Source organism: Paenibacillus sp. P46E (assembly GCF_001909095.1).
GTDB lineage: Bacteria > Bacillota > Bacilli > Paenibacillales > Paenibacillaceae > Paenibacillus_AQ > Paenibacillus_AQ helianthi.
The window spans coordinates 41,216-62,472 of sequence record NZ_LVYZ01000059.1; the positions used below are offsets into that span (position 1 = coordinate 41,216).

At 50.0% G+C, this 21,257-nt stretch carries 20 protein-coding genes and 1 rRNA gene; all 21 read left to right on the forward strand.

The features are described from left to right. Complete coding sequence (gene tilS / locus A3849_RS22820) at positions 1–1,443, forward strand: tRNA lysidine(34) synthetase TilS (RefSeq protein WP_074113468.1); 1,443 nt, start codon at positions 1–3, stop codon at positions 1,441–1,443. A 45-nt stretch (positions 1,444–1,488) separates the two neighbouring features. Beyond that, positions 1,489–2,028 (forward strand): hypoxanthine phosphoribosyltransferase, encoded by a 540-nt coding sequence (hpt, locus tag A3849_RS22825; RefSeq protein ID WP_074086935.1) that lies wholly within the window; start codon positions 1,489–1,491, stop codon positions 2,026–2,028. Positions 2,029–2,137: 109 nt separating this feature from the next. Beyond that, positions 2,138–4,192, forward strand: a complete 2,055-nt coding sequence (ftsH, locus tag A3849_RS22830; RefSeq protein ID WP_074113456.1) for an ATP-dependent zinc metalloprotease FtsH — start codon at positions 2,138–2,140, stop codon at positions 4,190–4,192. Positions 4,193–4,451: 259 nt separating this feature from the next. Next, on the forward strand, positions 4,452–5,390 hold the full coding sequence (gene nadA, locus A3849_RS22835; RefSeq protein ID WP_074086937.1) for a quinolinate synthase NadA: 939 nt from the start codon (positions 4,452–4,454) through the stop codon (positions 5,388–5,390). Positions 5,391–5,429: 39 nt separating this feature from the next. Continuing rightward, entirely contained in the window at positions 5,430–7,046 is a 1,617-nt protein-coding gene (gene nadB, locus A3849_RS22840; protein WP_074113457.1) for an L-aspartate oxidase, read from the forward strand. Beyond that, a complete protein-coding gene (gene nadC, locus A3849_RS22845; RefSeq protein ID WP_074113458.1) occupies positions 7,036–7,911 on the forward strand; it encodes a carboxylating nicotinate-nucleotide diphosphorylase in 876 nt (291 codons plus the stop codon). The genes nadB and nadC overlap by 11 nt, the downstream gene beginning before the upstream one ends. After that, a complete protein-coding gene (locus tag A3849_RS22850; RefSeq protein WP_074086940.1) occupies positions 7,908–8,675 on the forward strand; it encodes a type III pantothenate kinase in 768 nt (255 codons plus the stop codon). Before nadC ends, A3849_RS22850 begins: the two co-directional genes overlap by 4 nt. A gap of 47 nt (positions 8,676–8,722) precedes the next feature. Next, positions 8,723–9,607, forward strand: a complete 885-nt coding sequence (gene hslO / locus A3849_RS22855; RefSeq protein WP_074113459.1) for an Hsp33 family molecular chaperone HslO — start codon at positions 8,723–8,725, stop codon at positions 9,605–9,607. Positions 9,608–9,619: 12 nt separating this feature from the next. After that, positions 9,620–10,561 (forward strand): peptidylprolyl isomerase, encoded by a 942-nt coding sequence (locus A3849_RS22860; RefSeq protein WP_074113469.1) that lies wholly within the window; start codon positions 9,620–9,622, stop codon positions 10,559–10,561. Between the two features lie 214 nt (positions 10,562–10,775). After that, positions 10,776–11,714 (forward strand): cysteine synthase A, encoded by a 939-nt coding sequence (gene cysK / locus A3849_RS22865; RefSeq protein WP_074086942.1) that lies wholly within the window; start codon positions 10,776–10,778, stop codon positions 11,712–11,714. 269 nt (positions 11,715–11,983) lie between these two features. Beyond that, complete coding sequence (locus tag A3849_RS22870; protein ID WP_074113460.1) at positions 11,984–13,606, forward strand: anthranilate synthase component I family protein; 1,623 nt, start codon at positions 11,984–11,986, stop codon at positions 13,604–13,606. After that, a complete protein-coding gene (gene pabA / locus A3849_RS22875; RefSeq protein ID WP_074113461.1) occupies positions 13,606–14,187 on the forward strand; it encodes an aminodeoxychorismate/anthranilate synthase component II in 582 nt (193 codons plus the stop codon). Before A3849_RS22870 ends, pabA begins: the two co-directional genes overlap by 1 nt. Further along, entirely contained in the window at positions 14,184–15,065 is an 882-nt protein-coding gene (locus tag A3849_RS22880) for an aminotransferase class IV (RefSeq protein WP_074113462.1), read from the forward strand. Before pabA ends, A3849_RS22880 begins: the two co-directional genes overlap by 4 nt. Continuing rightward, positions 15,062–15,919 carry a dihydropteroate synthase gene (gene folP, locus A3849_RS22885; RefSeq protein ID WP_074113463.1) on the forward strand — a complete coding sequence of 286 codons (858 nt, stop codon included), beginning with the start codon at positions 15,062–15,064 and terminating at the stop codon, positions 15,917–15,919. The genes A3849_RS22880 and folP overlap by 4 nt, the downstream gene beginning before the upstream one ends. Positions 15,920–15,965: 46 nt before the next feature. Continuing rightward, on the forward strand, positions 15,966–16,328 hold the full coding sequence (gene folB / locus A3849_RS22890) for a dihydroneopterin aldolase (protein WP_074113464.1): 363 nt from the start codon (positions 15,966–15,968) through the stop codon (positions 16,326–16,328). A gap of 10 nt (positions 16,329–16,338) precedes the next feature. After that, positions 16,339–16,890, forward strand: coding sequence for a 2-amino-4-hydroxy-6-hydroxymethyldihydropteridine diphosphokinase (gene folK / locus A3849_RS22895; RefSeq protein WP_074113465.1), 552 nt, complete (start codon positions 16,339–16,341; stop codon positions 16,888–16,890). Next, the gene (locus tag A3849_RS22900) at positions 16,842–17,051 is read left to right on the forward strand and encodes a helix-turn-helix domain-containing protein (protein WP_074086949.1); all 210 of its coding nucleotides are present in this window, start codon (positions 16,842–16,844) and stop codon (positions 17,049–17,051) included. Before folK ends, A3849_RS22900 begins: the two co-directional genes overlap by 49 nt. Positions 17,052–17,101: 50 nt before the next feature. Further along, complete coding sequence (gene dusB, locus A3849_RS22905) at positions 17,102–18,118, forward strand: tRNA dihydrouridine synthase DusB (RefSeq protein ID WP_074113466.1); 1,017 nt, start codon at positions 17,102–17,104, stop codon at positions 18,116–18,118. Between the two features lie 203 nt (positions 18,119–18,321). Continuing rightward, positions 18,322–18,801 (forward strand): transcription elongation factor GreA, encoded by a 480-nt coding sequence (gene greA, locus A3849_RS22910; RefSeq protein WP_074086951.1) that lies wholly within the window; start codon positions 18,322–18,324, stop codon positions 18,799–18,801. 254 nt (positions 18,802–19,055) lie between these two features. After that, positions 19,056–20,573 (forward strand): lysine--tRNA ligase, encoded by a 1,518-nt coding sequence (gene lysS / locus A3849_RS22915; protein WP_143191883.1) that lies wholly within the window; start codon positions 19,056–19,058, stop codon positions 20,571–20,573. Positions 20,574–20,927: 354 nt separating this feature from the next. Continuing rightward, positions 20,928–21,257: ribosomal RNA gene (locus A3849_RS22920) — 16S ribosomal RNA — on the forward strand; the annotation flags it as partial.

The following is a 21,257-nucleotide window of genomic DNA, read 5'->3' on the forward strand; positions in this document are numbered from 1 at the left end:
ATGGAGCAAATGAAAGAACTGGTGGAATCCGTATTGGAGTCTGCAGCTGAGCATCGGCTATGGTCGCCCCATGACACCATTGTAGTCGCAGTTTCCGGAGGGCCGGACTCTGTGGCTCTTTTGCATATTCTGAATGAAATCGCCCTGAACCGGATACCGCTAACCTTAATCTGTGCGCATGTGAATCATGGCTTTCGTGCAGAATCGGCAGAAGAAGCGGAATCTGTCCGTGCCATGGCTCGCGAGCTCGGACTTCCCTTTGAGCTGGCAGAGTTTGATATTCCCTCTCTCGTCAAAGAGAGCGGTCTTGGGCCGGAGGGAGCAGCACGGCAGAAACGTTATCAGTTTCTCATCGATACGGCGCACCGCTATGGAGCCCGTTCGGTTGCGCTGGCTCACCATGCAGACGATCAGGCCGAAACTGTGCTGATGCGCATGCTTCGGGGAAGCGGTCCCTCAGGCCTTGCGGGCATGCGGTGGAAACGCACCGAAAAAAAGGTGGAACTAATCCGGCCCTTCCTGCGTATTAACAAAACAGCTCTTGTCGGATTGTGCCGGCAGGAGGGGTTTTCATATGCTGAGGATGCCAGTAATTTAATGACGGAGTATAGACGCAACGCGGTAAGGCTGGAGCTGATCCCAACGCTTGAAGAGTACAATCCCAGAGTGAAGCAGTCGCTACTTCAATTGTCTGAAATTGTTCAGGCGGAAGATGAATTTATGGAAGCGGCAGCGGGAAAATGTTTTGATGAGCTTGTTCTGGTCGATTCTGGAAAATGTTCTTTGAAGAGGACCTCTTTTGCGGCCGTACCCTCCGCTTTACAACGGCGTTTGATTAAACTAATATTAAATTATCTGTCGGCGGATTCATCGAGCTTGGACTTTTCCAAGATTGAAGCAGTACGCCGCGGAACGCTGCAGGAGCATCCCACGGTATGGAGTTTGAATTTGGGTGGCGGACTGACCTGCATGCGGCAATACGATACTATTGTGTTCTTGTCCAAGCCTCCGAAGCAGCAATTAAGCTATACATATCGGCTGTCTTTGCCTCATCCCCGTATTGAAATTAAGGAGATAGGAAAAGTATTGACGATGTCGGTGCTGGAGAGAGAAAATTTTTCTGTACTGGGGGAGGACTTTGGGGAAATGTTGGCGTGGTTTGACAGCAGCGAGCTGGTCCTGCCACTCACCATCCGTTCCCGTTTGCCTGGAGATACCATAAGGGTTATGGGATTAAACGGAAGCAAAAAGGTAAAAGATATTTACATTGATGATAAAATACCTTCTTCCGAACGCTCTGTGATTCCCCTCGTTTGTGATGGTCTGGGCAATATTGTCTGGATTCCGGGCGTTAGACGCTCGATGCATGCCGCAGTAGGGCGGCACACGGCCTCGGTTCTTTTATTGTCTCTGGAGGATATGGAGAAGAGCGAAGAAGCGTAATGGTCAAAGTAAGTCTTTCATAGTATAACTTAGGAGGTTCGCAAGTTGCAGAACGATATTCAGGAAATCTTGATCAGCGAAGAGGAAATCCAACAAAGAATCAGGGAGCTCGGCGCCCAGCTGAGTACGGAATATGCAGGACGCACGCCACTCGTCATCTGTGTGCTAAAAGGCGCGTTTATCTTTATGGCAGATTTGGTTAAAGTCATTACAGTGCCGGTTGAAATGGATTTCATGGCGGTATCCAGCTATGGAGCATCCACCAAATCCTCAGGCGTAGTCAAAATCATCAAGGATTTGGATGCTTCCGTTGAGGGACGCGATGTTCTGATTGTGGAGGACATTATTGACAGCGGGCTAACGCTCAGCTATTTGATTGAAATGCTTCAAGGGCGCAATGCTGCATCAGTGACTGTGGTCACCTTGTTTGACAAACCGGCAGGGCGCACAGTTAGTCTGGAAGCCGCGTATACCGGATTTGTAATTCCGGACGAATTCGTAGTAGGGTATGGACTGGATTATGCCGAGCAGTATCGGAACCTCCCTTACGTCGGTGTACTGAAGCCTGAGATTTATTCCAAATGAGCTAATCGCAGCCTTAGATCTACGGATCGGTTCCCTGACTTCTGTCAAATTTGAGGAGTCTGGGCAGGCTATGGTACAATAACTTGAGTGTTGTGAGAGGAGGTAGGGGATGAATCGGTTCATCCGGAATTCTGGTTTTTATTTGATTTTATTTTTAGTCGTGGTGGGCATTGTCCAGTTTGTAAGCAATGGAAATGAATCCGCCGATTTCCCTAGATACGATGAGTTAAGACAGGAGATCAAGAATAACAATGTGAAGAGCATGACGATTCAGTTCGAAGGCAATGCATTTGCCGTAACCGGCGAATATAAACAGCAGCCTTCAGATGCTAAATCGAAGAACTTTTCCACATTTGTTCCTCCTACAGATCAAGCCATTAATGAACTCGTAGCTGCCAGTGATAATAACGGCATAGAGTTATCGCAGAAGAAGATGGAGGGTGACAGCATTTGGCTGACGTTCCTTTCTTCCATCATTCCGCTGGTTATCATGTTCATCCTGTTCTTCTTCCTGTTTAATCAGGCACAGGGTGGCGGCGGCAAGGTAATGAATTTCGGTAAGAGCAAGGCCCGGTTATATAATGAAGAGAAGAAGAAAATTAGTTTCGAGGATGTTGCAGGGGCCGATGAAGAGAAGCAGGAGCTTGTCGAAGTCGTGGAATTCCTCAAAGATCCGCGTAAATTTGCCGCAGTAGGAGCCCGCATTCCTAAGGGTGTGCTTCTCGTGGGCCCTCCAGGTACAGGTAAAACCCTGTTGGCCCGTGCGGTAGCCGGTGAAGCTGGGGTTCCTTTCTTCAGCATCTCCGGTTCCGACTTCGTTGAAATGTTCGTCGGTGTCGGCGCTTCCCGAGTACGTGATTTGTTCGAGAACGCTAAGAAGAATGCACCTTGTATCATCTTTATCGATGAAATTGATGCAGTTGGACGTCAGCGTGGCGCAGGACTTGGCGGCGGACATGACGAACGTGAACAAACCCTCAACCAATTGCTCGTTGAGATGGACGGCTTTGGCGGTAATGAAGGAATAATTATCGTTGCGGCTACCAACCGTGCAGATATCCTTGACCCGGCCCTGCTTCGTCCGGGACGCTTTGACCGTCAGATTACAGTGGATCGTCCGGATGTGAAAGGCCGCGAAGCTGTACTCAAGGTTCATTCCCGCAATAAGCCATTGACGAAGGACGTTAGACTTGACGTTATCGCCAAGCGTACTACCGGTTTCACCGGAGCGGATTTGGAGAACCTGCTAAATGAGGCAGCACTCCTCGCTGCACGGCGTAACCGTAAGGATATTTCCATGAATGAAGTGGATGAAGCCATTGACCGGGTAATCGTAGGTACCGAGAAACGCAGCCGTGTCATTAGTGATCGCGAGAAGCGTATTGTGGCTTACCACGAAGCCGGTCATACGATTGTCGGTTATTTCCTGGAACATGCGGATATGGTTCACAAGGTGACCATCATCCCGCGCGGCCGTGCAGGCGGATACGTAATTATGCTTCCGAAAGAAGACCGTATGCTTGTTACCAAGCAGGAATTGCTTGATAAGGTAACGGGACTCCTTGGCGGGCGTGTCGCTGAAGAGCTATTCATTGGCGAGATCGGTACAGGCGCATACAGTGACTTCCAGCAGGCTACACGGATTGTGCGCAGCATGATTATGGAATACGGTATGAGTGATAAGCTGGGACCTATGCAGTTCGGTACTTCTCAGGGCCAGGTTTTCCTGGGCCGTGATATCGGGCATGAGCAGAATTACAGTGACTCCATTGCATACGAGATCGATCAGGAAATGCAGAACTTTATCCGCAGCAGTTATGAACGCTGCAAAGAGCTGCTGACCAAATACTCCAAAGAGATGCACCTGATTGCCAATACACTTCTTGAGAAAGAAACGCTGGAGCTGGATCAGATCAAGGAATTGATCGAGCAGGGTTATCTGACAGAAGACGGCAAACCGGTAGAAGTGCCTGGCGTTACCCACGAAGAAGGCGAGCCTGTCATTGATTCCATTGGTGATGTGCGTGTCCGCATTCAAGGTAAAGCTGAGGATACCTCTACTACTATCGGGGACTTGTCCAAGGATATTCCGAACAACACGGATACAGAGCATGGAAACGGCTCGGATGACGGTAATAAAGACGGTGGCGGAAGTCTCGTCTAGATTGTAAGTGATTTAAGATCCGGAGAACCTTAGGGTACTCCGGATTTTTTTATCTTTTCAGTGCCCAGAAGAACGTCTTCTGCCAGCCGGGTTACATTGACAGTGGGTGGAACGTTGTGTACATTAGTGATTAAATATTAAATAATATATGACGAATCAATCGCAGGGCTGGGTGGCTGCTGCGTACCCGCAAATTCCGGGGAGATTGCTAAGTATGTGCCGGCTAAAAGCCGTGAAGACATAAGGGGGAGAACAGACCGTGGAAGCTCTGGCGCTTGAGCGCAAGCAGGAACAGAATCGTGAACTTCGTGTGCGCCTCGAACAGCTTAAGAAAGAACGGAACGCAATCATTTTGGCTCATTATTATCAGCGTGATGAAATTCAGGAAGTGGCAGATTTTCGGGGAGACTCATTTTTACTTGCCCAAAAGGCAGCCGAAACGGATGCTGATGTAATTGTATTCTGCGGTGTCCACTTCATGGGAGAGAGTGCCAAAATTCTGGCTCCGAATAAAACGGTCCTTATTCCGGATGAGCGCGCTGGCTGTCCGATGGCCGACATGGTGAATGTGGATGGTTTGCGCAAGCTGAAGGCACAGCACCCTAATGCCAAAGTGGTTACCTATATCAATTCATCAGCGGAAATCAAGGCGGAAACGGATATTTGCTGTACATCTGCCAATGCGGTGAAGGTTATTGAATCGCTGGATGCCGAAGAAATTATCTGGGTGCCTGACAAGAACCTGGGCCAATATGTTCAGGATCAGACCGGCAAAAAGCTGATCATCTGGGAAGGCTACTGTAATACCCATGACATGCTCACCGTCAAAGACGTAATTGAAATGAGAGCAAAATATCCGGAAGCTGAATTTGTAGTTCATCCGGAATGCCGACCTGAGGTAGTGGCCATGGGCGATTATGTAGGCAGTACTACATCCATTATTGATTATTGTAAAAAATCCGACCGCAAGCAGTTCATTGTCGGAACAGAAGATGGCACCGGCTATCAGCTCCGGAAAGACAGTCCGGATAAAGAGTTTCATTTTGCCACCAAATTTCTCGTTTGCCCTAATATGAAAGTAAATAATCTCAAAAAACTGGTCAAATGCCTGGAGACGATGAAGCCGCAGATTTATGTACCGCCCGCTGTCGCCGACAAAGCCAGAACATCCCTAGAGCGCATGCTACAAGTCCGGTAGCATGCGCTACTCTTTCGTTGAAACAGGTGAAAAGCGGTCATGATTCCACAATATTTGGTTGATTTCGACCTTAGCGAGCTTCCAACAGTCCAAACGGATTGTATCGTCATCGGTTCAGGCATCGCCGGTTTGTTCACAGCGATCAAAGCCAGTGAAGACCGGAAAGTCATTATGATAACCAAAAAAACGCTGATGGAGAGCAATACCCGTTATGCCCAGGGTGGCATAGCTGCTGTCTTTGCCGATGATGATTCACCTGCCTATCACCGTCAGGATACACTGATGGCGGGAGCGGGACTTAACTCATCAGCGGCTGTTGATGTTCTTGTAAATGAAGGGCCTGAAGGAGTGCGTGAGTTAATCCGTCTAGGCACACTTTTTGATAAAGAGAACGGCGTGATTGCGCTCACCCAAGAAGGTGCGCACAGCCACCGGCGTATTCTGCATGCCAATGGGGATGCAACAGGATATGAAATTGTGCGCGCTCTGGGAGAGCAGGTAGCGGAGCATGAAAATATTGAGGTATGGGATGATCATTTTGTGATCGATCTTATCACTGACGGAGGAGAATGTGTGGGTGCCCTGGTCCAGCGCCCTGGGGGCGGACGCTTGTTTCTCCAGGCAGCTGCAACCATACTGTGCTCCGGGGGAGCCGGTCAGTTGTACCGTTATACTACGAACCCAGAGGTAGCAACCGGAGATGGTGTGGCGATTGCTTACCGGGCCGGCGCGCATATTCGCGACATGGAATTCATTCAGTTCCACCCTACAGCGCTAAGTTATCCGGGGGCACCGCGTTTTCTGATCTCCGAGGCGGTCCGCGGCGAGGGTGCTGTGCTGCGTAATATCAATGGTGAACGTTTCATGGAACGCTATCATGAGCTCCTGGAGCTTGCGCCTCGTGATATCGTTGCCCGGGCCATCATCAGTGAAATGGAGCAGACCAAATCTACTTTTGTGTACCTGGATATAACTCACGAGTCGGCAGAAATGGTCAGACACCGTTTTCCGACTATTTATGCAACCTGTATGAGTTATGGGCTGGATATTACAAGTGATTGGATTCCAGTGGCTCCGGCTGCGCATTATATGATGGGAGGCATCAAGACCGATCTTAATGGAGAGAGCAATATCTCCCGGTTGTTTGCCTGCGGGGAAGTGTCCTCTACCGGAGTGCAGGGAGCTAATCGGCTAGCCAGTAATTCACTGTCCGAGGCTGTTGTTTTTGGTCGGAGGATTATTGAACGTATCCGTCAGCTGCCGCCGCTTGAGCGTGGCTATATAGCAGCAGGATGCGATGAAGGAAGGGTGGAATCCCCAACCCAGGCTATTGTAGAGCGCCGTCTGAAGGTACAAAAGGTAATGGTACGATATGCAGGTCTGCGGCGGAATGAAGAGATGCTGCTCAAAGGATTAGATGAATTGAAGCGCCAACTGCCTATCTTCCATTCAGCTTTGACCAAACGTGAAGAATACGAGTTCGCCAATATGCTGACCTGTTGTCTGCTGATTACCGAATCAGCCTTAGCACGTCATGAGAGCCGAGGTGCGCATTACCGTGAGGATTATCCTCAGCGTGATGATGCCCGTTGGCAGAAGCATCTGCTTCAGATTCGTGAACTGGGAATAGTGGAGGAATTAAGTGATGATGTTTAATGGCTACAATGAAGAACTGGTACAAATGATTAAGGGATGGCTGCATGAGGATGTCGGCTCTGGTGATATCACAAGCCGCACAACGATTCCTGCTGGGCATGAATCCAAGGGGATTATTCACGCCAAAGAGGATGGTATTATCTGTGGCGTTCCTGTAGCAGAACTGGTTTTTGAGGTGGTAGATCCTTCCCTTGTGTTCACTGCCATGGTACAAGAAGGTCAGGCTATAACCAAAGGGACTGTTATCGCCGAGGTAGAAGGCAGTACACATTCGATTCTCACCGGAGAACGTTTAGCACTTAATTTAATGCAGCGTTTATCGGGTGTGGCTTCCCGTACTCACTCTTTTGTACAAAAGCTTGAGGGATTGCCTTCCCGGCTGGTGGATACACGCAAAACAACTCCCGGTCACCGGATGCTGGAGAAATACGCCGTTCGTATTGGTGGTGGCGCTAATCACCGTTTCGGCCTATACGATGCCGTAATGATTAAAGACAACCACATCAAGGGAGCCGGAGGAATTCGTCAGGCTGTTGGACGGGCCCGGGCTAATATTCCGCATACGATGACCATTGAAGTGGAGACGGAGAGCCTGGAGCAGGTTGAAGAAGCGATTGCAGCAGGGACAGATATAATTATGCTGGACAATATGTCCCCTGAACTGATGACTGAAGCTGTAAGACGGATTAAAACCAAAGCCCCTCATGTCAAAACCGAAGCCTCCGGCAACGTGTCCCTAGAGACAGTCCGCCGCATTGCTGAGACCGGGGTTGATGTGATTTCTGTCGGCAGGCTCACCTATTCCTTCTCCAGTCTGGATATCAGTCTGGATCTGAATGCGAAGAAGGAGGAGCACCTTTCATGATGCTTGCTGTAGATATCGGGAATACAAATATTGTCCTTGGGGTATACCGGGGGCGCGAACTGCTCCATCATTTCAGGCTCAGCACAGCCCGTCAATCGACATCAGATGAATATGGTGTATTGATTCATAATTTGTTTCATATGTCGAATATATCTTTCAAGGACGTGGAAGGGGTCATTATCTCCTCGGTTGTTCCACCCCTTGTACAGGTGATTGTGGAGATGTGTGTGAAATACATTGGCAAGGAACCGCTGCTTGTTGGCCCGGGCATTAAGACCGGGCTTAATCTGCGGTATGAGAACCCGCGTGAAGTTGGTGCTGACCGGATTGTAAATGCGGTTGCCGCCATTGAACAATATAAATGTCCGCTAGTCGTCGTTGATTTTGGAACGGCGACTACGTTTGACTGCATTGATGCCGGTGCAAACTATCTTGGCGGTGCGATTGTACCGGGACTGGGTATTTCTACTGAGGCATTATATCAGCGGGCATCTAAGCTGCCGCGGATTGAGCTTGAGAAGCCGAAGAAAGTCATTGGGCGCAATACCGTACACGCCATGCAGGCTGGGATTATTTTTGGCTACGCGGGTCAGGTTGAAGGTATTGTGAAACGCATTAAGCTGGAGATGAATGCCCCGGTGCTGAAAGTAATCGCTACAGGAGGCCTGGCGACACTGATTGCCGGCGAAACCGAATGTATAGACGAAGTTAATCCTATGCTGACGCTGGAAGGCTTAAGAATTATTTATGACCGTAACAAATAAAGATATAGAACCCGTATGGGGTAAATGACAGGAGGAGTATGCAACCAATGGATGAAAAAAAAGATCGGCTGGTTCGGGGAACGGCGATGAACGGCAAAGTAAGAGCTTTTGCAGTCCGTACCACTGAGCTTGTCGACGAGCTTCGGCGCAGACACGATACGTATCCCACAGCAACAGCAGCGCTGGGCCGTACGGTTACAGCCGCTGCTATGATGGGTGCAATGCTCAAGGGTGAGGAAAAACTGGCAATTATGGTCAAGGGAAACGGACCGCTTGGACAGATTGTTGCGGAATCTAATGCTCTTGGAGAAGTTCGTGGTTATGTACAGAATCCGCATGTTCATTTGCCAAGCAACAGTCTCGGCAAACTGGATGTCGCGGGAGCAGTGGGAACAGAAGGGTTCATCGATATCAGTAAGGACCTGGGCATGAAGGAGCCTTACCGGGGGAGTGTTCCTATTGTTTCGGGAGAGCTTGGTGAGGATTTTACCTATTATTTTGCGGTATCCGAGCAAACGCCGGCTGCGGTAGGGCTTGGAGTGCTTGTCGAAACGGATAACTCTGTGAAAGTTGCCGGTGGATTTATTGTGCAGCTTCTTCCGGGCCTCACCGATGATGAGATCACGGAGATTGAGCGGGCAGTAGGTGCACTGCCTTCGGTTACCGCCGTTCTCGAACAGGGACTCGAGCCGGAAGAGATGCTTCGCTGGTTGCTTCCTGATGTAATTATTATGGATGAACTCGATATAAATTTTGTCTGCCAATGCTCCCGTGAGCGTGTAGAGCAAACGTTGGTGAGTCTGGGCCAGCATGAGCTGGAACGGTTAATCGAAGAAGATGACCAGGCGGAAGTGGTATGCCATTATTGTAACGAGGCTTATGTATTTCATAAGGATGAATTGCAGGTTATCCTGAATCAAGCGAAATCGTAGGGCTATGGGATGATGACAAGACAAGAGCGCGTGCTGCGCAATGCCGTTATACTACTGGCGATCGCAACATTAATGCTCGGAGGTTTATTGTTCTGGAGTCTGCGGGCTATGGCCATACTCAAGGGAGAGGCCGCAGAGGGGGAGTCCTCGGACATTGCAAGAGCGGGAGATCAGCCGGTTACAGACCAGCAATGGATAGATGAGCTCAAAAAAAAGCACGGGGATGAAGTGCTCCTTGGATTGCTAAATCATATTGTAGTCAGCAAAGAGGCCAAGGCCTTAAAGATTACCGTGACCAATCATGAGGTCGAGAAGGAACTGCAGCGCAGTATGGCCGGTTACAGCTCCGAACAGCAATATTACGAACAGATGGAGTCAGAGCTTGGGCTCTCCCGTGAAGAAGTACGGGAAGAGGCGGTCTATCGCCTCACGCTGCAAGCGGTAGCAACGGCGGGAATTAACATCAGTGAGAGCGAAATTGATGATTATTTAGCGCAAAATACAGAGCGGTTCACTCCCAAGAAGGAAATGCAGCTCTCTATGATTAAGGTAACCACTTACGATGAGGCGGAAAAAGTGATGGACCGCCTGGAGCAGGGGGAGAATTTTGCAGAACTGGCCAGGGAGCTGTCCATCGATGAGGAAAGCCGCCTCCATGGAGGAAGTATCGGTATGGTGGAGGAGGGCGACCCCTTCTGGCCGGAGGATCTTTTGAAGACTGCTGCTGGCCTGGAAGCGGGTGACATTGCAGGTCCGCTTCAGACAGGGGAAACTTATGCGGTAATTCGCCTGGAACAAACTATCGTGCCCAGGGAGCAGGATCACGCTGAAATCAGGCAGCAGGTACGTGAAGAGCTTGCGCTGGAGAAGGCTCCCCCGCTACAGAAGGTGGAAAGTGATTTGCGCGCTAAATATGATACAGCGATATATATTGACAACAGCCTACAAGATTGATAATATGAACTTAACGTAAAACCTACTGATTTAGTCGGAAATAACAAACGGCGGATGGTTCAATTCCGCTGTCCAGCGCTATAACTTGGCGCTGCGGTGTTGAATATCCTGGTGCAGACCAAGCCGCTTTTTCATACACCCGGGAATTTATACTGAAGACTATTGTCACAAGTTACGCACCCATTCATTTATCATTCCAAGGAGGTCTTTACTCATGGCTAAAGTCGTCAACAGTGTAACAGATTTGATCGGAGGTACACCGCTCGTTCGTCTCAACCGGGTGGTTCCCGAAGGTTCTGCTGAAATCTATCTGAAGCTTGAATATCAAAACCCGGGCTCCAGTGTAAAAGACCGCATCGCGATCAGCATCGTGGAAGAAGCTGAGAAGGAAGGGCTTCTGAAGCCAGGCGGTACCATTGTAGAAGCTACCAGTGGTAACACTGGTATTGGCCTGGCACTTGTTGCTGCAGCCAAAGGCTACAAGGCGGTTATTGTTATGCCGGAAACCATGAGCCTTGAGCGGCGCAATCTGCTGCGTGCTTATGGTGCGGAGCTAGTCCTTACTCCTGGATCAGAAGGTATGAACGGTGCAGTTAAGAAGGCTGAACAAATCCTTAGCGAGAATCCTGACTTCTTCTTGGCTGAGCAGTTTAAGAATAAGGCGAACGTGAAGATTCACCGCGAAACTACCGGTCCTGAGATTGTTGAAGCCATTGAGTCCATCGGTGGACCACTGGATGCCTTCATTGCCGGTGTAGGTACCGGTGGAACAATCACAGGGGCTGGCGAGATTCTGAAGGATAAATATCCAGATGTGAAGATCTATGCTGTTGAACCTGCGGCATCACCAATTCTGGCTGGCGGTAAACCAGGCCCGCATAAGATCCAAGGGATCGGCGCGAACTTCATTCCTGATATCCTGAATCAGAAAATCTATGATGAGATCATTCATGTAGAGAACGACGAAGCCTTCGAAACCGCGCGTCGTGTAGCGAAGGAAGAAGGCGTTCTGTCTGGTATTTCTTCCGGTGCAGCCGTCTTCGCTGCCCTCAAAGTGGCTAAAGAGCTGGGAGCAGGCAAAAAGATCGTTGTGATTATTCCAAGTAACGGTGAACGTTACCTGAGTACTCCACTTTACAATTTCGAAGTGTAATTGCTGATTTGCATATCCTCCATAGAGCCTTCCATTCGCTGATATAGGGATGTGAAGGCTCTTTTTTGAGAAAATCGATCCATCAGGCTTTTCAAAACCGTCCAAAGTACAGTATACTGACAGGCAATAAACCAAAGGATAAGGGAACGGATTAACCGTGGGATTTGCTTAGGGTGGATTGTGCACAGAGTCAATTTCACAGGAAGCGTAAGCTGCACAAAACTAAGCAGATGCTTACGAAGCAAGTTTTGTTACGAAGTGTTAGGGGGATGGCATTGGAAATCATAACAGCATGGCAGGACTGGGAGCTATGGGCGCAGGCAGAGTGGAGCCTTCTCCCCCTTATTATACGATCACCTCAGGACAAGGGAGGATTGCCTTCTTCCTGGAAGAAAGCCTGGGAGACGGCCTCCCCGTATTCAGTGGTACTGGAGAGCGGGAAAGGAGGCCGTTATACATACCTTGGCTTAAGTCCGGTTTCTGTGCTGCAAGGCAAAGATGGCTCGGCTGAAGTAAGTAGCTTCCCTCCATATACTGCTAATACAAATGAGCATGGATTCCACTCTGTCATAAGTGGTCAACCATTGGAGATGCTGGAGGGCTGGATGAAGGATTTCACGTCACCGTGCGTCCAGCACTCTGTACTGCCTCCCTTTATAGGTGGCTGCATTGGATTTCTCAGTTATGATGTGGCCCGTTCCCTGGAGAAGCTGCCTGCCTTGGCTGAGGATGATCCGGGCTTTCCCGATTACCTCTTTATGAGGCTGGAGGAGCTGTGGATCTATGATCATCAGGAGGATATGCTGTACTGCACAGTGCATGTTCCGGTTATTACTGCAAACCCGTCTGGCCCTGCTGAACTAAAAGATCAGTATCAAGACGCTCTCCGGCGGGCAGAGCAGATGCTGGAGCAATGGCGGCTGATCTCAGCCTCCCCAGGGATTTCAGAATGCGGCGCTGAAGAAGAAGCTGCCGAGGCTGCCATCCTTGAAGCCCATACCCATGTCACCGGTGAGTGGCCGGGCATGACTTCAGCCTTCTCGCCCGAGCAGTTTCAGCTGGCGGTCCAGAAGGTTCAGGAATACATCCGGCAAGGAGATGTATTCCAGGTCAATCTGTCGCTGCGTCAAGAAGCGCAGCTGAAATCCTCGCCGGAGGATGTGTATGAATGGCTGCGCAAGCTCAATCCGTCCCCGTACATGGGGCTGCTGCGCTCGCCCGGCTTCGCACTTGCCAGCGCTTCGCCCGAGCTGCTCGTCAAGCTGCACGGGGACAAGGTCAGTGCACGCCCCATAGCCGGTACCCGGCGCCGGGGCCTTACTCCCGCGGAGGACGCCGCCATGGAGGCGGAGCTGCGCGGGAGCGAGAAGGAGATCGCCGAGCATATTATGCTTGTCGATCTGGAGAGGAGCGACATCGGCCGTGTCGCTGCATATGGAACGGTCAGCGTGCCGGAGCTGCTGACCGTGGAGCGATACTCGCATGTGATGCATCTCGTCTCGCAGGTGGAGGGCACCGTCGCGCCTGGTAAAGGCGCTTACGATGTTACGGCCGCCTTGTTCCCCGGCGGCACAATCACCGGCGCACCCAAGGTGCGCACGATGGAGATCATCGAGGAGCTGGAGCCCGTTCGGCGTGGTCCGTATACGGGGTCGATGGGCTGGATTGACTATAACGGCAATATGGAATTAAATATTATTATACGAACACTGGCGGTTAAGGACGGAGTAGGTTACATCCAGACAGGTGCGGGTATTGTGATCGACTCTGACCCGTACCGGGAATACCGGGAATGCCATAATAAAGCCAAAGCCATAGTGAAGGCGGTTCTCTGCAGCGAGTATCAGCAGGAATCACGGACCACCGGCGGCGCCGAAGGAGGAGCAATATAATGATTTTGGTTATCGATAATTATGATTCCTTTACGTACAACCTGGTGCAGTATCTGGGAGAGCTTGGGGAAGAAGTGAAGGTATCCCGCAATGATGAGATTACCATTCAGGAGATTGAGGCGCTCGCACCGGACCATATCCTGATTTCTCCGGGGCCGTGTACACCGAACGAAGCGGGCATTAGTCTTGAGCTGCTGCAGCATTTCAAAGGAATAATTCCGATCTTCGGTGTCTGTCTGGGCCATCAGGCGATCGGACAGGCTTTTGGCGGCAATGTTATTCGGGCGGAGCGCCTGATGCATGGCAAAACCTCGCCCATCCACCACAACGGAACCTCGGTATTTGAGGGACTGGAGTCTCCGTTCACCGCAACCCGCTATCATTCACTGATCGTGGAACGCGATAGTTTGCCGGACTGCCTGGAAATTACGGCGGAAACAGCGGAAGGTGAAATTATGGCCTTGCGCCACAAAGAATACCCGATAGAGGGTGTACAGTTCCATCCTGAATCGATTATTACCGATCATGGGCACACCATACTACGCAATTTCCTGAAACGGAGAGCCGGAGAACCGGTATGAATTATATTGGATTGAACAACAGGGTCGTTGATTCCAAAGATGCCGTGATTTCCGTTCTGGATCACGGATTTTTGTATGGCATGGGCCTTTTTGAGACTTTCCGGACATACGGGGGAGAACCCTTTCTGCTGCAGCGGCACATCGGCAGACTGGCGGAAGGCTGCAGACAGCTCGGAATTCCTTTTGAAGGAGAAGCTGCTGAGCTGCGGGACTGGATTCAGCGTGTAATGGGCAAAAATGAATTGCAAGATGCTTATATCCGTTACACCGTAACAGCCGGTGAAGATATTCTGGGTTTGCCTGCGGGCGACTACAGTCAGCCGAATCATTTACTCTATATCAAAGAACTGCCGAAGTTTCCTGACACTCTCTACCTGGAAGGCAAAGGCCTGCAAGTATTGAACCTGCCGCGTAATACGCCGGAGGGCCCGGTGCGCTTCAAGTCGCTGCATTATATGAACAATATCCTCGCGAAGCGTGAACTGGCAGGATATGCTTCAGCTGCAACCGGTGTAGAGGGATTGATGCTGACTGCACAGGGCGAGATTGCTGAGGGCATCGTCAGCAATGTTTTTTTCGTTAACAATAACGTGCTCTACACACCGAGTGTAGCCACCGGCATCCTGCCGGGAATTACCCGGGAAATGGTATTAGAACTGGCGCTCGATGCTGGACTGCAAACAGAAGAAGGCTTGTATAGATGGGAGCAGATTTCAGAAGCGGATGAGATTTTTTTAACCAATTCGGTACAGGAGATCGTTCCGGTTACAACGCTGTGGCATACAAATGGGCGACAGACGGTAAGTGGCGGGCACTGCGGGAGAATTACAGCATTATTGCTGGAGTTGTACAGAGAGAGGACTGGATTGCTGAAATGAGACCCGTGATATATAAGCGGAATTACCGTATAGGTGCAGCGGAACTGACACTGGGTGAACGAACGTTGATTATGGGCATCCTGAATGTTACCCCGGATTCCTTTTCCGATGGAGGCTTGTGGGACGAGCCGGATCGGGCGGTAGAGCATGCGCTGCAAATGGCAGCGGAGGGTGCCGATATTATTGATATTGGCGGCGAGTCGACACGGCCCGGCCATCAACCGGTAAGTCTGGAAGCAGAGTTGGCCCGCGTATTGCCCGTCATCGAGAGCATTCACCGTGCGGCTCCCCATCTGCCTTTGTCGATTGACACCTACAAGGCCGAAGTGGCCCGCAAGGCCATTCAGGCGGGTGCCCACATTATTAATGATGTCTGGGGCGCCAAGGCTGACCCGAATATGGCGGCTGTAGCTGCGGAAAGTGGCTGTCCCATCATTCTCATGCATAACCGCAATGACCGGAATTATCAGGATCTGGCTCGTGATATGTCTGCCGACCTTGCGGATAGCGTAAATCTGGCGCTGGCCGCAGGAGTGAAGCCGGAGAACATTATTATTGATCCCGGGATTGGATTTGCTAAGGATTATACTGAGAATCTTCAGGCCATGATGAATCTGGACCGGCTGAGCGAGCTTGGATATCCGGTACTGCTGGCCACTTCCCGCAAAAAATTCATTCGGACTGTGCTGGATCTCCCGGCAGATGATGTGGTTGAAGGCACTGCGGCCACTGTAGCATTCGGAATTGCCCAAGGCTGCCAGATCGTGCGGGTGCACGACGTAGCCAGAATCAAGCGGACGGTGCAGATGTGCGATGCCATGCTTTACGCTACAGGGACGTTGGCACGTGGCTAATATACGATGAACTATAGATTATTTGAATAGAAAGTAGGTAACCCCTATGGATAAAATGACACTGCACCGCATGGAATACTACGGCTATCACGGAGTGTTTGAAGAGGAGCGCAAGCTCGGTCAGCGATTTTACGTGGATCTGGATCTGGAGCTTGATCTGCAGGGCGCTGGTCTTAATGATGATCTCACACTGACCGTGAATTATGCGGAAGTGCATTTCCTTGTCAAAAAAATTGTCGAAACAAAGTCATTTAAACTCATCGAAGCTTTGGCTGAATATATTGCATCCTCAGTACTGGACACTTATACTGTTATCAATGCAGTAACGGTGAAGGTAACTAAACCGCATCCGCCGTTCGACATTCACTTTCAAGGAGTGACCGTAGAGCTGCACAGAACCAGAAAGTGAGAACTTGGCAATGACCATACATTCTACCTCTGAGGCATCAGAGGCTTATATTGCATTAGGGGCTAATTTGGGCGACCGTGAGGGGAGCCTGAAAGCGGCATTGAAAAGGCTGAACCAGCATGAGCAGATTGAAGTGACCCGCTGTTCACACGTATACGAAACGGAGCCTGTCGGGTATTTGGACCAGCCGCAATTTCTGAATATGGCGGCGGCTCTTCGTACAACGCTTGCCCCGGAGGAACTGCTTCAGGAGATGCTCAGCATCGAAAGTCAGCTGGGCCGTGTCCGGGATGTCCGTTATGGACCGAGAACGGTAGACTTGGATTTGTTATGGATGGAGAATCAGCATTTTGACACCCCCGAATTAACACTGCCGCATCCGCGGATGCAGGAGCGGGCGTTTGTGCTTATTCCACTAAGTGATGTCGTTCCGCACAATGAAGAGTCTTCCGGACTTCGGCAGTTTATTACAGCAGCGCTACAAGACATAGACGGAAGGGAAGGAATTCGCTTGTGGACAACAAACGTATGGGACGGAGGGTCCGAGCTTTCCGAAAGCTGAAGGGCTACACTCAGCAGGAGCTTGCGGACTCTGTCGGAATATCTTTGGCTGTACTGGGTGCAGTGGAGCGGGGCAACAGACGCTTGGAAGATCAAATTTTAAATAAAATTGCAGACGTTCTTGGAGTTGCAGCAGATGAATTAGCCATTCCCACTAATTGAGGGTGCGTTTTTATAGATCCCCATAAATCAAATCAAGGAAGTGAACAAACATGCTGAAAATTGGCGACATTGAGATGAAGAACCAGGTTGTGCTGGCGCCTATGGCAGGCGTGTGTAATCCGGCATTTCGTCTGATTGCCAAAGAATTCGGAACCGGTCTGGTCTGTGCCGAAATGGTAAGTGGCAAGGCGATTGTACACGGCAACTCGCGTACGCGGGAGATGCTGTTTGTGGATGAGCGGGAGAAGCCGCTAAGCCTGCAGATTTTTGGTGGTGACCGGGAGTCTCTGGTGGAAGCGGCCAAGATTGTTGATAAAGAGACAAATGCTGATATTATCGATATTAATATGGGCTGCCCTGTACCCAAAGTGACCAAATGCGACGCGGGAGCGCGGTGGCTGCTGAATCCTGACAAAATCTACGAGATGGTGTCTGCGGTCGTTGATGCTGTAGATAAGCCTGTGACCGTGAAAATGCGGATTGGCTGGGACAGCGAGCATATTTTTGTGGAAGATAACGCGCGTGCTGTTGAACGTGCTGGAGGCCAGGCGGTAAGTGTCCATGGCCGGACGCGCGAGCAGTTGTATACCGGGCACGCTGACTGGAAATATATCCGTATGGCTAAAGAGGCAGTTTCTATTCCGGTGATTGGCAATGGAGACGTGAATACACCTGAGGACGCGCGGGCTATGCTGGATCAGACCGGCTGCGACGGTGTAATGATTGGACGCGGAGCACTAGGCAATCCGTGGATGCTGTACCGCACAATCCAATATCTGAGCACAGGTGAGCTTATGCCTGAACCCGGAGCAGAAGAAAAGATCAAAGTTGCCATTCTACACATGGACCGTCTGATTAGCCTGAAAGGCGAAGCGGTTGCTGTCCGTGAAATGCGTAAGCATCTGGCCTGGTATTTGAAGGGGATGAAGGCAGCTGCCCGTGTGAAGGATGTCATTATGGAAGAAACCAAGCGTGATGAAATGGTACGGATATTGAACGAATTTGTCATACAGCTTAAGGAAGGTGAGGAGCAGGAAAGCCAGAATGCCTCGCTTTCAGCGGTCTAACACTTCATTTTCCTGTCTTTTGAACACACACTCGAACATTATATGGGGCATCATTGACATTTTGTAGCGGTTCCAATATAATTTCACAGTATAAAATCGCCGTTACAGCAAGCGTTAATGCAGCAGGGAGGGTTCTTATCCCTCCGGATTCGCATATAGTATGGTGTTTTCAATAAATGTATACGACAGGAGAATCGGTTGAGATGAGCGATAAAGAAGTCATCCTTACACCGGACGGACTTAAGCGTCTGGAAGAAGAACTGGAGACCCTCAAATCCGTCAAACGCCGCGAGGTAGCTGAACGGATTAAAGTAGCCATTGGCTACGGAGATATCAGTGAGAACTCGGAGTATGAGGACGCCAAGAACGAGCAGGCTTTCATTGAAGGACGTATCATTACTTTGGAAAAAATGCTCCGTAATGCGCGCATCATCAACAGCGACGAAATCGTTACCGATGTAGTAAGCATTGGGGTTACTGTTAGCGTTGAGGATTTGGAATATGGCGACGTCATGGAATATTTAATTGTCGGCACCGCCGAGTCCGATCCGTTGAATAATAAGATCTCCAACGAAAGTCCGGTAGGCCGGGCCATTATCGGCAAGAAGATTGGTACCGTTGTTGATGTTAGTGTTCCTGCAGGAGTCATTCAATATAAAATTCTTGATATTAGAATGAAGTAATAGGTACCATAAGGGGTAAGTCAAGAAAGCTTCCTTTGGGAAGCTTTTTTCAAAAGATAAGAGGTTTATAGGCCGCCTTATAAATTATCCTTATCTTTCTGGAGAAATGGCGCTGCCTCTGATGGGGACGGCCAAGCTGTTTCAGTCTGCAACAATAGAGCTTCTATTTGTACGGGAACGGACTGTCCTCTTGCATAGGGATGGAGCCGTTTCTTCTTGTGTATGTGAAGAGTGAGTAAGAGAGGATGAAAGACATGACCGAGGAAATGAACACTGCGGAGAACACGGAAAAAGAACTTAGCGAGCTGCTGACGATCCGCCGCGGCAAACTGGACGAGCTTCGTGCACTGGGGATCGATCCATTTGGTAAAAAGTATGAGCGCACGACAGGTGCCGGAGATATTATGTCCAAGTACGACGGGCAAACCAAAGAGGAGCTGGACGAGCTTAACCTGGAAGTCAGCATTGCCGGACGCATTATGGCTAAGCGTGTGATGGGTAAAGCCAGCTTTGCCCACATCCAGGATCTTAGCGGCAGGATTCAAATCTATGTCCGTCAGGACAGTATTTCCGAAGCGCAGTATGCGGCTTTTAACGTTCTGGATTTGGGCGATATTATTGGCGTTCGCGGAACAGTATTCAAAACCAGAACCGGTGAAACCTCTATTAAAGTGCATAACCTTGAGGTTCTATCCAAATCGCTGCTTCCGCTTCCTGAGAAATATCACGGTCTGAAGGATGTGGAGCTGCGCTACCGCCAGCGTTATGTCGATCTGATCATTAATCCTGAAGTTCAGCAGACATTCATTACCCGGTCACGGATCATTCAGTCGATGCGCCGTTATCTGGATTCGCTTGGCTACCTCGAGGTGGAAACACCAACACTGCATGCCATCGCCGGTGGAGCTGCGGCCCGTCCGTTTATTACTCACCACAATACACTCGATATGCAGCTATATATGCGTATTGCCATTGAACTGCATCTGAAGCGTCTGATCGTCGGCGGTTTGGAGAAAGTATACGAAATTGGCCGCGTGTACCGGAACGAAGGCATTTCAACGCGCCACAACCCCGAATTTACAATGATCGAGCTGTACGAAGCTTATGCTGACTACAAAGACATTATGCACTTAACCGAGAGCATGATCGCTCATATTGCCCAGGAGGTTCTGGGTACCCAGAAGATTAATTATCAAGGCCAGGAAGTAGACCTGACTCCGCAGTGGCGCCGGGTGACTATGGTGGACGCTGTCAAAGAAGTGACAGGAGTTGATTTTGGCGTTCATATGACGGATGAGGAAGCTCAGCGTCTGGCGAAGGAGCACCGTGTGCCTGTTGAGAAGCACATGACCTTTGGACACATCCTGAATGCCTTCTTTGAGCAATTTGTAGAAGAAACGCTGATTCAGCCGACCTTTGTTACAGGCCATCCGGTTGAAATCTCTCCACTTGCCAAAAAGAATGATCAAGACCCGCGCTTTACAGACCGTTTTGAGCTGTTTATCGTGGCCCGTGAGCATGCGAATGCATTTAGCGAGCTGAATGATCCCATCGACCAGCGTCAGCGCTTTGAAGCGCAGATTCAGGAAAAAGAAAAAGGGAACGACGAAGCACATGAAATGGATGATGATTTCATCCGTGCTCTTGAATACGGTATGCCGCCTACAGGCGGACTTGGAATCGGTGTGGACCGGCTGATCATGTTGCTCACCAACGCTGCATCGATCCGCGATGTGCTGCTGTTCCCTCATATGCGTAACCGTACAGAGTAATAGTATTGCCTTTAACCTGATTCCGAAGGGGACGCAAGGATGCGTTTCTCCTCGGAATCATTTTATGAAAATAATGCTTGCAATGAAACTCTGTACATGGTATATTCTTATTCCGGCCATGAAACATCAACGCCGAGCTCGATAAGAAGTTGAAAAAAAGAGCTTGCATTACTCGGTCGAACGTGATATATTATAAGAGTTGCTGGTGACGAGATAATCGGCGCCGACGACGAGCTTGATCTTTGAAAACTGAACAACGAGTGAGTGGGATTTCACGCAAGTGAGATCCAAAAATAGAGAATATTTTATTCTCGTCAGATGTTTCAAAATGAGCAATCGCTCTTTCTAAATACCAATTTGGAGAGTTTGATCCTGGCTCAGGACGAACGCTGGCGGCGTGCCTAATACATGCAAGTCGAGCGGGGCTTATCCTTCGGGGTAAGCTTAGCGGCGGACGGGTGAGTAACACGTAGGCAACCTACCCTCTAGACTGGGATAACTACCGGAAACGGTAGCTAATACCGGATAATTCCTTCACCCTCCTGGGCGAGGGATGAAAGGCGGAGCAATCTGCTACTAGAGGATGGGCCTGCGGCGCATTAGCTAGTTGGTGGGGTAACGGCCTACCAAGGCGACGATGCGTAGCCGACCTGAGAGGGTGAACGGCCACACTGGGACTGAGAC

Excerpts from the sequence above, each read along its gene's own strand:
- folK (WP_074113465.1), top strand. The coding sequence starts at position 16,339 with ATGACCATACATTCTACCTCTGAGGCATCAGAGGCTTATATTGCATTA.
- dusB (WP_074113466.1), top strand. The coding sequence starts at position 17,102 with ATGCTGAAAATTGGCGACATTGAGATGAAGAACCAGGTTGTGCTGGCG.
- folB (WP_074113464.1), top strand. The coding sequence starts at position 15,966 with ATGGATAAAATGACACTGCACCGCATGGAATACTACGGCTATCACGGA.
- folP (WP_074113463.1), top strand. The coding sequence starts at position 15,062 with ATGAGACCCGTGATATATAAGCGGAATTACCGTATAGGTGCAGCGGAA.
- greA (WP_074086951.1), top strand. The coding sequence starts at position 18,322 with ATGAGCGATAAAGAAGTCATCCTTACACCGGACGGACTTAAGCGTCTG.
- cysK (WP_074086942.1), top strand. The coding sequence starts at position 10,776 with ATGGCTAAAGTCGTCAACAGTGTAACAGATTTGATCGGAGGTACACCG.
- A3849_RS22850 (WP_074086940.1), top strand. The coding sequence starts at position 7,908 with ATGATGCTTGCTGTAGATATCGGGAATACAAATATTGTCCTTGGGGTA.
- lysS (WP_143191883.1), top strand. The coding sequence starts at position 19,056 with ATGACCGAGGAAATGAACACTGCGGAGAACACGGAAAAAGAACTTAGC.
- A3849_RS22870 (WP_074113460.1), top strand. The coding sequence starts at position 11,984 with ATGGCATTGGAAATCATAACAGCATGGCAGGACTGGGAGCTATGGGCG.
- nadC (WP_074113458.1), top strand. The coding sequence starts at position 7,036 with ATGATGTTTAATGGCTACAATGAAGAACTGGTACAAATGATTAAGGGA.
- A3849_RS22880 (WP_074113462.1), top strand. The coding sequence starts at position 14,184 with ATGAATTATATTGGATTGAACAACAGGGTCGTTGATTCCAAAGATGCC.
- hslO (WP_074113459.1), top strand. The coding sequence starts at position 8,723 with ATGGATGAAAAAAAAGATCGGCTGGTTCGGGGAACGGCGATGAACGGC.
- nadB (WP_074113457.1), top strand. The coding sequence starts at position 5,430 with ATGATTCCACAATATTTGGTTGATTTCGACCTTAGCGAGCTTCCAACA.
- pabA (WP_074113461.1), top strand. The coding sequence starts at position 13,606 with ATGATTTTGGTTATCGATAATTATGATTCCTTTACGTACAACCTGGTG.
- tilS (WP_074113468.1), top strand. The coding sequence starts at position 1 with ATGGAGCAAATGAAAGAACTGGTGGAATCCGTATTGGAGTCTGCAGCT.
- ftsH (WP_074113456.1), top strand. The coding sequence starts at position 2,138 with ATGAATCGGTTCATCCGGAATTCTGGTTTTTATTTGATTTTATTTTTA.
- A3849_RS22860 (WP_074113469.1), top strand. The coding sequence starts at position 9,620 with ATGACAAGACAAGAGCGCGTGCTGCGCAATGCCGTTATACTACTGGCG.